This is a genomic window from Acidimicrobiales bacterium (assembly GCA_035547835.1).
In the GTDB taxonomy this organism is placed as follows: Bacteria; Actinomycetota; Acidimicrobiia; order Acidimicrobiales; family Iamiaceae; genus DASZTW01.
The window spans coordinates 30396-43313 of the sequence record DASZTW010000006.1 but is presented as its reverse complement, the minus strand read 5'-3'; the positions used below and the strand labels follow the sequence as shown (position 1 = coordinate 43313).

The 12918-nt window shown below is 71.4% G+C and carries 14 protein-coding genes; 3 read left to right on the top strand and 11 right to left on the bottom strand.

What is annotated here, in order from left to right; translation table 11 throughout:
* Window positions 1-18: 18 nt before the first annotated feature.
* The 4 genes from VHA73_06640 to VHA73_06625 all read right to left on the bottom strand — a co-directional run bounded on the left by VHA73_06640 (window position 19) and on the right by VHA73_06625 (window position 3441).
* A complete protein-coding gene (locus VHA73_06640; protein HVX17691.1) occupies window positions 19-1134 on the bottom strand; it encodes a uracil-DNA glycosylase family protein in 1116 nt (371 codons plus the stop codon).
* Between the two features lie 5 nt (window positions 1135-1139).
* On the bottom strand, window positions 1140-1481 hold the full coding sequence (locus VHA73_06635; protein ID HVX17690.1) for a hypothetical protein: 342 nt from the start codon (window positions 1479-1481) through the stop codon (window positions 1140-1142).
* Window positions 1478-2287, bottom strand: a complete 810-nt coding sequence (locus VHA73_06630) for an SDR family oxidoreductase (protein HVX17689.1) — start codon at window positions 2285-2287, stop codon at window positions 1478-1480. Before VHA73_06630 ends, VHA73_06635 begins: the two co-directional genes overlap by 4 nt.
* A 140-nt stretch (window positions 2288-2427) precedes the next feature.
* Complete coding sequence (locus VHA73_06625) at window positions 2428-3441, bottom strand: LLM class F420-dependent oxidoreductase (protein ID HVX17688.1); 1014 nt, start codon at window positions 3439-3441, stop codon at window positions 2428-2430.
* A gap of 81 nt (window positions 3442-3522) precedes the next feature.
* On the opposite strand from VHA73_06625, the gene VHA73_06620 reads away from it, so the two are divergent.
* On the top strand, window positions 3523-3750 hold the full coding sequence (locus VHA73_06620) for a hypothetical protein (GenBank protein ID HVX17687.1): 228 nt from the start codon (window positions 3523-3525) through the stop codon (window positions 3748-3750).
* A 93-nt stretch (window positions 3751-3843) separates the two neighbouring features.
* Here the strand turns inward: VHA73_06620 and VHA73_06615 are convergent, their stop codons facing one another.
* The 4 genes from VHA73_06615 to VHA73_06600 form a co-directional block, all read right to left on the bottom strand.
* Entirely contained in the window at window positions 3844-4443 is a 600-nt protein-coding gene (locus VHA73_06615; protein ID HVX17686.1) for a DsbA family protein, read from the bottom strand.
* Between the two features lie 37 nt (window positions 4444-4480).
* Window positions 4481-5032: a phosphatase PAP2 family protein gene (locus tag VHA73_06610; protein ID HVX17685.1), complete on the bottom strand. Its 552-nt coding sequence runs from the start codon at window positions 5030-5032 to the stop codon at window positions 4481-4483.
* Between the two features lie 26 nt (window positions 5033-5058).
* Complete coding sequence (locus tag VHA73_06605; protein HVX17684.1) at window positions 5059-5889, bottom strand: PD-(D/E)XK nuclease family protein; 831 nt, start codon at window positions 5887-5889, stop codon at window positions 5059-5061.
* A gap of 66 nt (window positions 5890-5955) precedes the next feature.
* Window positions 5956-6762 (bottom strand): alpha/beta hydrolase, encoded by an 807-nt coding sequence (locus VHA73_06600; GenBank protein ID HVX17683.1) that lies wholly within the window; start codon window positions 6760-6762, stop codon window positions 5956-5958.
* Window positions 6763-6850: 88 nt separating this feature from the next.
* On the opposite strand from VHA73_06600, the gene VHA73_06595 reads away from it, so the two are divergent.
* Window positions 6851-7711 carry a hypothetical protein gene (locus VHA73_06595; GenBank protein HVX17682.1) on the top strand — a complete coding sequence of 287 codons (861 nt, stop codon included), beginning with the start codon at window positions 6851-6853 and terminating at the stop codon, window positions 7709-7711.
* 35 nt (window positions 7712-7746) lie between these two features.
* Window positions 7747-8526, top strand: a complete 780-nt coding sequence (locus VHA73_06590) for a hypothetical protein (protein HVX17681.1) — start codon at window positions 7747-7749, stop codon at window positions 8524-8526.
* 75 nt (window positions 8527-8601) lie between these two features.
* Here the strand turns inward: VHA73_06590 and VHA73_06585 are convergent, their stop codons facing one another.
* From VHA73_06585 to VHA73_06575, 3 genes are all read right to left on the bottom strand, one after another.
* The gene (locus VHA73_06585; protein ID HVX17680.1) at window positions 8602-10014 is read right to left on the bottom strand and encodes a hypothetical protein; all 1413 of its coding nucleotides are present in this window, start codon (window positions 10012-10014) and stop codon (window positions 8602-8604) included.
* Window positions 10015-10200: 186 nt separating this feature from the next.
* Entirely contained in the window at window positions 10201-11103 is a 903-nt protein-coding gene (locus VHA73_06580; GenBank protein HVX17679.1) for an SDR family oxidoreductase, read from the bottom strand.
* 119 nt (window positions 11104-11222) lie between these two features.
* Window positions 11223-12839 (bottom strand): AMP-binding protein, encoded by a 1617-nt coding sequence (locus VHA73_06575; GenBank protein ID HVX17678.1) that lies wholly within the window; start codon window positions 12837-12839, stop codon window positions 11223-11225.
* Window positions 12840-12918 lie beyond the last annotated feature (79 nt).

The following is a 12918-nucleotide window of genomic DNA, read 5'->3' as shown; positions in this document are numbered from 1 at the left end:
CGCGGGCGGGATCGTCCGTCATCGGTGGGCTCCAGGGCGTCGGCTCCTGCGCGTGACGCTAATCGCTGCCTTCAAGTGGTCGGTGAACACCTCCAGCGAAGTGCGCGCGTTGAGGCCGCTGGTGCTCGGCATCACGTAGACCGGTACGCCAGCGAGCTCGCGTGGTTGCCATCCGGCGACGGCCTTGCGGTCTGCGGCCGCCCGCCACCCCGCGAGACCAACGAAGCAGACCGCCCGCGGCTGGAGCCGACCGCACAACCGCTCGACGCGAGCCAGGCCCGACCGGTACTCGGCTGTCGACAGCTCGGCCGCCCCGACGGAGGCGCGCTTCACCAAGTCGGTCATCCCGATGTGGCGCACGGCCAGGAGCCGCGCAGGAGCGCGGTCGGTCGCCTCGTCGCTGAGCCCGGCCGCCGTGAGGGCTGGCCAGAAGCGGTTCCCGGGGCGCGCGAACCCGGCGCCGGCGTCGGCCGCGTAGCAGCTCGGGTTGAGCCCGCAGACGAGGAGGTCCATGCCCGGGCCCACGGTGTCAGGCAGCGTGCGCGCCCGGGTGGCACGGAGGCGGATCATGCCGGCCGGCCAGTGCTGCCCGGGCGGCGCCGTCCGCTCATCGACCTGGTCGACCTCGAAGCCCGCGCCCATCAGGAGGTCGAGCCAAGCCTCCGGGGACCACAACGTGAAGCGGCGCCCGGGCAGGTCGTCGTCACTCCGCCACTCGCCCTCGCCGGTGAAGGCGAGCAGTTCGAGCTGCCCACCGACCGACAGGCTGTGGTGCAGGCCCGCCAGCGCCATCGGCAGGGTGGCGGCGTCGACGTGCTGGAGCGACTTGTTCGCCCACACCGCCTGCACCGAACCCCGGCGGAGCGGAACGGCGGCGAGGTCGGCCTGCACCGCCAAACGCCGCTGGTCGGGCGGGATCTCGGCGAGCATGGCACGAGCGGCGTCGAGGGCGACGGTGCGGTGGGCGCCGAGCTGGTCGAGGTTCAGGCCTGGCCCGCAACCGAGGTCGACGATGCGATCGTCGTCGTCCAACAGCGCCGTGAGCGACGCGACCCGTTCCGTGTCGGCGGCGCTTCGATTGCGGTGGTACGTCGCCGCGTTGGCGTCGTACACGGCGACGGTCTCGCGGTCCATCGCGCTCAGTCAGGCAACCGGAACGCGAGTTGCTCCTCGCGCTCGGCGCGCTCGGACAGCGGCTCCCAGACCCGACCGCCGCGGGGTCCGCGGGTTGCGACTTGGAGCCGCTCGACGGGGATCGCCCTGGTGCGGCCCCGCTCGTCACGCAGACCGACCGACCCGTCGCGCTCGCGTCGGACCACGGTGGCTTCCAGCCAGCGCGAACCCTCGCGAGGCCGGAAGCGCACGGTCTGGCCCGGCGCCAGCCCGAGCGAGACCAGGCCCGCGTCGGCGTCGGGACCGACGGCCAGCGCGTCGCGACGTGCCGGCGCGCCGTGCGGGTGGTCGTGGCGGCGATCCGTCATTCGCGGTGTGCCTGGCTCGAGCCGGCGGCGTTGATGCGGGCCTGCAAGCGCCGCATGCCGGCCAGCCAACGCTCGTGGTCGGCGGCTTTGCGCTGGGTGTAGGAGGCCACTTCGGGGTGGGGGAGGATCAAGAACCGCTCCTCGGCGAGCCCGGCCACCACAGCCGCGGCAACCTCGGCGGGCTCGATCAACCCTTGTGCGATGACGACTTCGGCGCCGAGCTCGCCCGCCCCGCCGAGCACCATGTCGGTCTTGACGCCTTGCGGGCACAGGCACGACACGTGGATGTCACGGTCGCCGTATGTGATCGCCAGCCAGTCGGCGAGGCCGACCGCGGCGGCTTTGGTGGTGCTGTAGGGCCCGTCGCCGATCTGGCTCAACAAGCCGGCAGCCGACGCGGTGAGCAGCAGGTGACCGCCGCCGCGCTCGAGCCACCGGGGCACCATCACCCGGGCGGCCTGGACGTGGGCGAACGTGTTGACCTTCCAGGCGCGCTCCCAGATCTCGTCGGGCGCGTCGAGGCCGACGCCGGTGGCGATGCCGGCGTTGGCGCAGAACAGGTCGATCGGCCCGAAGCTCGCTTCGGTGGCGTCGACTGCTGCCTCCACGGCGGCGCGATCGCTGGCATCCGCCGCCAGGCCGAGCGCGCGTTCGCCGAGCTCCGACGCGGTGGCCTGAACGGTGGCTTGGTCGAGGTCGACCACGGTCACGCCCTTGGCGCCCTCGGCCAAGAAGCGCTCGGCCAGCGCACGCCCGATGCCCCGTGCTCCGCCGGTTACGAGAACGACCTTGTCGCGCAGCTCCATGAGGCGGACTGTACCGTCGCCGTCCGACAGCCCCGGCCGCGACTCGGGCACCTGTCCGCGCAGGTCCTCGGCCGCCTCGGAACCTTGGGCGACCGTCGGCCACCCGTCGGCGCCGGCCCCGTGGCGGTGTGGCGTGGGGCTCAGGCGCCGATGGCGGCCCGCAAGGTGTCGTCGATCACCGCTTGGCGATCGGGCCCCCACGGCAGGGGCATCACGATCGGCTCGTCGACCCCGCCGGTGACATAGTCCTGCATCGTCGTGCGGACCAGGTCTGCGTCGCCGAGCACGTCGATGGCGTCGACCATGCGGTCCGACACCGCGGCCACCGCCCCGGCCCGGTCGCCGGCCGCGAAGCGCTCCCGCACCTCGGCCACCTCATCCGCGAAGCCGGCCCGCTCGAAGTTGCGGGCGTAGCTGTCGACCACGGCGTAGGAGAAGAGGTCCTTGCGGCCGTTGTCGAGCCCGGCTTCGCGGTCCGCGACGCCGACGTGCACGTAGCCGTACACGCGGCACGCACCTGCGGGCCGGCCGGCGGCAGCTTCGCCTTCGCGGACCTGCGCCACCGACCACGCCACATGCGACGCCGGCAGGTAGTTCAACAGCACGCCGTCGGCAATCTGACCGGCGAGGCGCAACATGCCCGGGTTCAGTGCCGCGATCACGATCTCGGGCTTGCGCTCCCCGAGACGCACGCCGAGGCGGAAGCCCTTGACGCCGTAGAAGTCGCCGGCGAAGTCCACCTTCTCGCCGCTCAGGCACTGGCGGACGAGGGTGACGTACTCCCGCACTTTGGCCAAGGGGCGGGCACCGTCCCATGGGACCCCGTGCCAGCGCTCGGTGACGACCGGCGACGAGATGCCGATGCCGAGTAGCACTCGGCGGTCGTCGTCCATCGCCTGCAAGGTGGCGCCGGCCATCGCCACGACCATCGGGGTCCGCAGCTGCATCGCCAGCACCCCGGTGCCGAGGTCGACTCCCGGTGCGGCCGCGCCCGCTGCGCCGAGCAGGCTGAACGCCTCCGGACCGGTGGTCTCCGCGGTCCAGTACGAGTGGTAGCCCAGGTCGCGGCCCAAGTCGGCGACCCGCAAGCAGGTCCGCGGCCCGAGCCCCATGATGCTGGCCGCGGTCACCCCCATCGGTGTTGGAGCAGTCATGGTCGGCGACGCTACCGGCCTCACCCCGCAGTGGCGCCATATGACACGTCTGGCGTCACAGTCCGTCGGTAGAGTGGGGGCATGACGGAAACCGATGGCACCGATGTGATCAACGAGGCGAAGGCCCTCATCGATCGTGGCCTCGCCGACATCAAGCACCGCGAGCTGTTGTCGTCCAGCGAGGTCGCCGACCTCCTGCTCGACGTACGGCTGCTCCTCACCATGCCCACCGTCGAAGTCGTCGGCTCGCTCGACGACGGCGACGACGCGGGCGACGATTCGTCCGTCGCGCTCGCCGGTACGAACTGATCGGCCAACTCGGCCTCCGTCCTCACCAGGCTGGCCAGCCGCCGAGCCACACGGGGCGGTCGGGACGGACGGCCCGTTGGGGTCGGGTGGCGCTCAGCGGTTGAGCGTCGTGTACTTGAACTCGTTGAGCTCGGGCAGCTCGACCATCAGGTCCAAGATGCGCTGCACGGTGCGGGTGGCCCGCTCCCCGTCACCGCCGGAGCCTTCCATGAGCCGCACGAACACGGCGCGGTCGCCGACGATGAAGGTCGGCACGCCCCACACGTCGGCTGCGGCCACGACGGCTTCGTGCTCTTTGCGCACCGTGTCGAGCGGCCAGCCGTCGTCCACCTCGGCGAAGACCTCATCGGCGTCGAGTCCCACGTCCGCGAGCACGTCGCGCAGCACGTCGTGCTCGCGGATCTGGCGCCCGTCGCGGTGGCGGGCGTCGAACAGCGCCCGGTGCAGCCGGCGGAAGTGGTCGGGGTGCCGGTCGCGCACGACGACGCCGACTTGCAGGGCGAGCAGGCCGCTGTCGTCGTCGGGCCGATCCCAGATCGGGGTGTCACCTTCGGCGACGTGTGCCTGGCCCAGGGAGAACGGCACGAACTCGACGTCCCAACCCGCTCCCGCTTCCAATGCATCGAGCACCTGCTCGTTGGCGATGCGGGCGAAAGGGCAGCGGTAGTCCCAGGTCAGGCGAAACGTCGGCATGGTTTCGTGAACCGACCCGCGCCGTCGAACATTCCCGTCAGCCCGGCAGCGGCCACAGCCTGCGCGCGACCAGCCCGATCGCCGTACCGATCGCGGCGCCGGCCACCACGTCGGACGGGTGGTGGATGCGCACGTGGGCTCGGCTGGTGCCGACCACCACGGCCATCGCCACCCACAAGGGCGACAGCGGATCGTCGTCGGCGAGTAGCACCGCGGCGCACGCCGCCGCGCTGGCGTGGCCGCTCGGGAAGCTCGACGTGAGCGGTTGGCGCAGCCGGTGCGGTCGCTCGCCTTCGTGGACGGGGCGCGACCGTTGGAACAGCGACTTGACGCCCCCGTTGACGATCACCGACTCGACCCCCAAGACGGCGGACAAGCGGACCGCCCGCACGAAATCGCGGTCGCTGCGGAACGCCTGCACTGCCCCGACCAGGTGCCAGACCAGGCCGAAGTCGCCCAGCTCCGATGCGCCGTACATCACGCGGTCGACCACCGGATGACCGCGCAGGCGACCGAAGTGCCGTTCGGCGGCGCGGTCGAAGCGGCGGACCGGTTCGGCCCAGTGGTCAGGGGGTGCGAACTTCTTCATCGCCGGGGTTTCACCGCGCCATGGGTTCAGAGGGGGAGTGGCACCTCACCCGTGCGGGCCTCACGGGCCGCGAACCGGGCTCTGGTGGGATCGCCACCATAGGCCGGGCAGAACTCCTTGAAGTTGCACCAGTTGCACAACGGTCCGGTGCGGGGCCGGAAGTCGTCGTTCGCGCAGGCCCGCTCCACCGCCTGCCAGACGGCGCCGACCTTCGTGCGCAGCCCCCGCGTGGTCTGGTCGGTGGGCACGGCGGTGATGGCCACGGGATCGGCGAGGTACAACAGCTGCACCCGCGCCGGCCGCTTCCCGAACAGCTGCTCGCACAGGTACGAGTAGAAGTTGACCCCATCGAAACGCGCCTGCTCGTAGCGCTCGCTCGGCGCCCGACCGGTCTTGTAGTCGGTGACGACCAGCTCGCCGTCGTCGTCGAGCTCGAGGCGGTCGATGATGCCCCGCAGCACCACGCCGCCGAGGGGCACCGACAGCATCAGCTCGAGGCCGATCGGCGTCACGGCTCGGGGGTCTTCGAGCGCGAAGTAGTTGCCGATCAGCGCGCCGGCGTCGGCCAGCAGTTGCGCCTCACCGTCGGCATCGAGGTCGAGCCCGGTGAACTCGGGGTCGGTGCGCAGCTGATCCCAGGCGGTGGCGAGGCACGCGGCCGCGGCCTCGGGCGTGCGGGCGACGTGGACGAGACCGAAGAGGCGCTCGAGCGCAGCGTGCACGAGCGTGCCGCGGCTGGCCGGCAGGGAAGGCGGCTCCGGCACCTTGTCGATCACGGAGAACCGGAACGCGAGCGCGCAGTCCTTGAACGAGCTCACTTTCGAGGGTGACAGTGTGCGAGGCGGCGCCAACGGCATGCTCCAACCCTACGCAGAGGGTGTGACGGTGACCGTGATGCCGGTGGTCGGCTCGTGGCTGGCCGGTCAGCGTTGCTTGACGAGGCGCTCGAAAGCGGCGGCGATCTCCTCAGGTGCTTCGAGGGGGCCGAAATGGTCGAGGTGGTCGTACGTCTCGAACGATCCGTGGGGGAGCGCGGCGGCCGTGTGCTCGGCGAACAGGGCCGGTCCGCCGCTCGACAGGTTGCCGCGAGCCACCACGACCGGGCATTCGACCGACGGGACGGCGGCCCACGCGCCGCTCTCGGGGGCCATCTCGTAGCAGCGGGCCTCGACTTCGGGGCGGCACTTCAAGGTGACCGACCCGTCGGGTCGTCGGGCGAAGCCGTGGTCGACGTACGCCTCGAGCACCTCGCGGTCGAACACGTTCATGGGTGCCTTGGAGGCGAAGTTCGCGATCGCGTCGTCGCGCGACGGGAAATCGGGACGCCGTTTGCGGGCCGAGCCGGACAGCGGGTTCTCGCCGGTCATCTCGCTGAGGCGCTCCGGCGGGAACACGACCGGCTCGTAGAGGTACAGCGCCGCGAACGTGCCGGGCTGCTGCTGTTCGGCGATGAGCAGCGCGGCGCCGCCGCCGGAGTGCCCGAAGCCGACCATGGGCCCGTCGAGGCCTTCGGCTCGCAGCGCCGCTGCACCGGCGAGCGCGTCGTCGGCCCACAGCCGCCAGTCGACGCCCGACGGGGGCAGCTCGGCGTTGTCGCCGTGGCCCCGCAGGTCGGGAGCGACCGCTCGTAGGCCGGGCACCGCCCGCGCCAAGGGACCGAGCACGGCGCCACAGAACCCGGTGGCGTGGCACAGCACGGCCGGGATCGATCCGGACCCGGTGGTGTACATCGTGGACCTCTCGTGAGCGGTGGGCATCGCCACGCTTGCAGGCGACGCAGTCACGGACCAATCCAGTCGTCCAACTACCATTCGGCCAGTGCCTCCCCGCGACCCCCGCCTGTCTCGCGCCGCGGGCGCGTGGGTCGTCGAGGTCGCCCGCAACGCCGCCGGCCTGGCTGGTGCGTACGGCCCCTGGCCGGTGATCTCACGCCGCCGCCTGCAAGCCGCCCTGGTGGCGTTCGCCGACGCCGCGAGTGCTCCTCGGGTCGCGTGGGCGCACCGCCAATGGGCCGAAGCGATGGGCCAACCCCGTGGCGACGACGCCACGCGGGCGGTCGTTCAGTTCGCCGCCACTGCTGGTGAGCACGGGCGGCCTTCCGCGCCGCAGTCGCTCGCCGATGCGATCGCACCCCCAGTGGTCCGCGCCGTCCGCGCCGCGGTCGGGGTCACCGCCGTTACGGCGATCGCGGACCAGGCGCTGGCCGACCTCGAGCGCCAAGTGCGTGGCGCGGTGCCCCGCTCGCTCGGGCGTGCCGCCACCGACGTCGTGGCCGCCACTGCGCTGTGGCCGCTCGCCGTGCCGTTCGCCGGTTGGGCGTTGGCGGGGTGGGCGCTGGCGAGGTCGGCGCCGCCGTTGCCCGTCGTCGAGATCGACGAGCATGGCGCGTCGCTGTTCGCCCACCTGGTGGCCGAGGCCCTGCCCGAGTTCTTGAGCGGCGCGGCGATCCGGATGGCGGTCGCCCGCAGCCCGTTCGCCGTCTCGGTGGCGATGTGCCCCGCAGGGGGCGACGGCGTGACCGTGCGGGCCGGGCGGGGCCACCTCTCGGTGATCGACGGTGTGGCCGACGACGCGATGGTCGTGGTCGACGGGCCGCTCGACGAGCTGCTCGAGCGTGCAGGCGACGCGCTGGTGGCCGAGCTCGCCCATCACCCGCTGCAGGAAGGCCCGAGCCGCTGATGCCTCGGCGCCGGGGCGCGACGTGTCGTCGGCGGGTGGCCATCGCGACGCTCGTCAGCTTGCTGCTCGTCGCAGGGTGCGGCGGCGCGAAGCATGCGGCCTCGACGTCGACCTCGTCGTCTTCGTCGTCTTCATCGTCGACCACGGTCGCGTCGACTTCCAGCACGAGCTCCACACCTCCCACTGCAGCGACCACCACGACACCCGCCAACCCCGACGGGCCGGTCGTGTCGGCCCAAGGCGCGGAGCTGGCGCCGCCCACGACCACGGCGACGCCCGTGCCCTACACCGGCGACTGCAGGGACCTTGTGCCGGCGGGGGCGGTGGCCGACGGGTGCGGGCGGGGCACGGCGGGCAGCTCCGACCTGGCGTGGGTGGTCCACCACGGGCCCGGCGCCACCAAAGGCGTCGACATCTACCGGGTCGGGTCGGGCACGGCGACCGTGGCCCTGACCGCCACCGACCCCGACGGCACGTCATGGACGAGCGTCAAGGCGTTCACCGCGGACGTCGGCGGGCCGCCCGGTGACGAGATCGTGGTGGGCTACCGGCTGGGCGGGACGGGCGGCCAGCTCCACGTCGACGTGGTCGGCGCCGCGGGCGTGGTGCAGTTCCACCGTGAGCTCGACCAGGGGCGGGTGCAAGTGAGCGACGGCGTGTACCACGACTGGGCCGCGCAGTTCGGGCCCGACGACCCGAACTGCTGCCCGAGCGTGTATGAGGCCGAGACGGTCGACTACCTGGGTGGCCAGTGGCGTGTCGGTCGCCGAGCGCTGGTGCCGCCGACGCAGGTGCCCGCCAGCGAAGTGCCGTGACCCACGAGGTGTGTTGCGGGACCTGCCCGACCTGCCTGAGGTGATCAGCGGATCGCTGCGCGACGGTCGCCGTGCTCAGGTGCGAGCGGGTGAGGGTGTCGGGTGTGCCGCACGGACGCGTTTGACCATCAGCACGGTCAGCGTGATCGCCGCCGACACGGTGCCGAGCAGGAACGCCCACGTCACCCGCGTCAACACCGCGCCGGGTAGCGCGCACGCGGCCACGAACACCACCAGCCCGCCCAGCCACCCAATGGCCGCGTCGCGGTGCGCGCCGAGGGAGATCGAGCCTTGCGACGTGACGATCCCGACCATCACGGCCGCGCTGCCGAGCGCGAGGAGGGCCAGGTCATAACGGCTCAGGACCTGCTTGCTGGGGAACAAGGTGTCGACCACCCACGGCCCGATGGCCAGGCAGCCCAACACCCCCAGCACCGCGATGGCGGCCACCACGACGAACAGCTTGCGGAGGTCGTCGCGGAACTCCGCGAAGCGGCGCTCGGCAGCCATCTTGGCCAAGTTGGGCAACAGCGCGGCTTGCACGGCCTGGAAGAAGAACAGCGGGACACGGGCGATCAGCAGACCGTTCAACATCGTGCCGGCGTTGTTGGCGCCGCCGTGGGTGAGGAGGCGGGCGGCGACCGGGGTGCAGTTCATCAGCCCGAAGTTGCCGATGGACGCGGCGAGCAGCAGGCCGAGGTTCTGGGAGATCTCCGGGAGCTGCGCCTCGGGGCCCGGCTCGAGCAACCCCTCCCGCTGGTGGCGGCCCACGAGCAGCACGGCGATCAGCGGGCAGATGCCCACGACGAACCCGAACGGCCCGGCCGTCTTGGTGCCGACGATCCACAGGCCGACCGCGCCGACGAGCCGCAGGACCGATTCCGTGCCGAACACCCACCCGTAGGCAGCGAACCGCCCGGTCCCGGCGAGCGTGCCGCGCAGCAGGTGCTCCATCGCGTAGCCGTCGACGCCGAGGATGAGGCCGATCAGCACCATCCACTGGTGGGCGAACAGGTGCTGACGGAGCGGCGCGTTGGCGGCGAGGGCGACGATGGTGAGCAGGACGGCGAACGCGGCGGCCACTTGCGCCGCGCGGCGCACGATCGGGGTCCAGCCCTGCCCCAAGCTGCGGCGGTGGGCGATGGCCCGACCGACTTCCTGCTCGATCGGGATGAACAGGCCGGGGCCGAGCAGGAACACGAGCGCCCACAGCACGCTCACCGAGTCGTACTGGTCGGCGTTGAGCGCACGGTTGGCCACGGCCAAGAACGCGTACGCGGTCAGGCCGGTGACCAGCAGCGCCGCCGCGACCGGCACGGTGCCCGGGGGGAACAGCGCGGCGAGCTTGCGGAGCGGGCCGCCCTCGCCGCCCGTGCGCGGCGCGACCGCGTCGTCGGGCGCCGTGACGGGTCGGCCCGCGGCGGCTTCGATGACGGTCTCCTCCGCGTGGAACCGGTCGCCCGTGGTCGGGGGTCGCTCGTCACCCATAGTCCGGCGACGTTACCCGCCGCTGCCCCGGCCCCCCCGGGTGGGCGCAGGCGTGGCCGTCAACCCCGCCCCCAAACCCCCGCTGCTGTGAGCACTTGGCCACCTGGTGGGTGGGTAGCTGCTCACAGCTCGGTGGGGTTGGGGTGGGACCCCCGCTGCTACTCAGCCGAGGGACTTGGCCGCTGCTCAGCCTAGGGACTTGAGGGTGAGGCCCAGCTCCTCGTTCAGGTTGGCGGGCACGGCGTAGCCGTCCTCGGCGCGGATCTCGTCGAAGTGGTCGCGGATCGCCTCGACCGTGAACTTGTCGTGGTCGGTCTCGGTCCAACCCGGGGTGACGCCGAGGAAGACGCGGCCGACGTGGCCGCCGCCGAGCGTGTACAGCTCGCCCGACACCGGGCAGTCCTCGTGCGCCAACCAGGCCACCACCGGGGTGACGAACTCGGGACCGAACCGCTCGACGAGTGCGCCCATGAGCTCCTCGGTCATACGGGTCTTGGCGACCGGCGCGATCACGTTGGCCTTGATGTTGTTCTTGGCGCCTTCGACTGCCAGCACGCGGGTGAACCCGACGAGGCCCATCTTGGCGGCGCCGTAGTTCGCCTGGCCGAAGTTGCCGAACACACCGGCGCCCGAAGCCGTGTTCACAATGCGGCCGTAGCCCTGCTCCTTCATCTTCACGTACGCCGGCCGTGTCACGTTGAAGGCGCCCTTGAGGTGCACGTCGATCACGGCGTCGACGAGGTCGGGCGTCATGTTGTGGAACGCCTTGTCGCGCAGGATCCCCGCGTTGTTGATCACGATGTCGACTCGGCCGAACGTGTCGAGCGCGGTCTGCACGATGGCCTCGCCGCCCTCGGGCGTGGCCACGGAGTCGTGGTTGGCGACGGCCTCGCCCCCGGCCGCCTTGATCTCGTCGACGACCTTCTGCGCGGCCGACGCGTCGGCGCCGGTGCCGTCCATCGCCCCGCCGAGGTCGTTCACCACGACGAGCGCGCCGCGGCTCGCCAGCTCGAGCGCGTGCGAGCGGCCCAGCCCACCTCCGGCGCCGGTGATGATCGCGACCTTGCCGTCGTAACCGAGTTCAGCCATTTCGTTGCTCCTTCAGGGGATGGCGACCGGGTCACCGTAGTGGTGGCCCTGATCCGGGAGCCAAGCCGCGGCGGTCACTCGCCGCCCGGCGGCGGCGCCGACCCCGGCGTGGCGGGACGTCAGACCCCGAGGCTCTCGCGGGCGTAGGCCTTGAGGCGCTTGTAGTCGACTTTGGCGTTGGGGGCGCGGCCGATCGTGTCGATGGTGAGCACGCGCTTGGGCGCCTTGTACGACGACAGCTTCCCCTTCACGAAGCCGATGACGTCGTCTTCGCGCACTTCCGCGCCGTCGGCGGCCTCGACCACGGCGGTGATCGCCTCGCCGAACTTGTCGTCGGGCACACCGACGACGACGGCATCGGCCACCGCCGGGTGCAGCTTCAGGATCTCCTCGACTTCTTCAGGGAAGACCTTCTCGCCGCCGGTGTTGATGCACACCGAGCCCCGCCCGAGCAGCGTCAGCGAGCCATCGGCTTCGACTTTGGCGTAGTCGCCTGGCACCGAGTAGCGCTTGCCTTCGAACTCGATGAACGTGGCGGCGGTCTTCGCCTCGTCCTTGTAGTAGCCGATCGGTTGGAAGCCGCCGACGGCGACTCGGCCGATCTCCTCGGAGCCCGGTTGCACTTCCTTGCCTTCGTCGGTGATGACCTTGGCGTTGGGGCCCAGCATGAACTTGGCGGTGCTGGCGGCATTGCCCGCGGTCGAGATCGAGCTGCCCATGCCCAGTGCCTCTGACGAGCTGAACGCGTCGAGCAACATCATCCCGGGGTGGATCTCCAGCAGCCGGTTCTTCACCTCCTGGCTCCACATGACACCCGAGGACGTGATGCTCACCAGGGACGAGATGTCCCAGCGGCCGGGCTCGGCGTCCATCGCCGACACGATGGGCTTGGCGAACGCGTCGCCGACGATGGCGATCTGGTTGACCTTCTCGCGCTGGATCGTGTCGAGCAGCTCCTCGATGTCGAGATGGCGGCTCGCCATCGTGACGGCCGATCCGCCCAGGGCGAGCAGGGCGAGCTGCGTGAACATGCCGGTGCCGTGCATCAGCGGACACGCCGCCATGCCGACCAGACCGGGTCCCTGCACCCGCTCGCGGATCATGTCGAGGTCGGCGGCAGGCGCGTTCTGCAGGTCGGGCCACAGCGACCCGACCACGCTGCGGATCTGGTCGTCCTGGCGCCACATCACCCCCTTGGGCATCCCCGTGGTGCCGCCCGTGTAGAGCATGAGGAGCTGGTCGCCGCTGCGTCCCCACGGGGCCGACACGTCGCCGTTGGCGGGCGTCGCGGCGGCGTCCTCGTAGGCGATCGCCCATTCGGGCAACGGCCCCGACCCGTCGTCGACCCACAGCCACGTGGTCACCCGGGGAACCCGTTCGCGGATCCGTTCGATGGTGTCGGTGAACGTGCCGTGGAAGACGACCACGGTGGCGTCGGCGTTGTCCCACAGGTACACGAGCTCGTCGTCGGCGTAGCGGTAGTTGGTGTTGATGGGCACCAGCCCGGCCTTGAACGCCGCGAACATCGACTCGAGGTACTCGGTGCCGTTGTAGAGGTACTGCGCCACCTTGTCCTGCTCGGCTACACCGCGGTCGAGCAACGCCTGCGCCACCCCGTTGGCGCGCCGGTTGAAGTCCGACCACGTGCGATGTTCGCCGGCGTGGACCTGGGCGGTCGCGTCCGGGATCTGCTGTGCGACGGTCTCCCAGATGTCGGCGTAGTTCCAACCGGGCATTTGTCCCCCTATCGGCTCGGCAGGTGGTGGACCCGAGCGACCGCTTGACCGACCGGTCAGGTTCCGGGCGGAGTGTAGG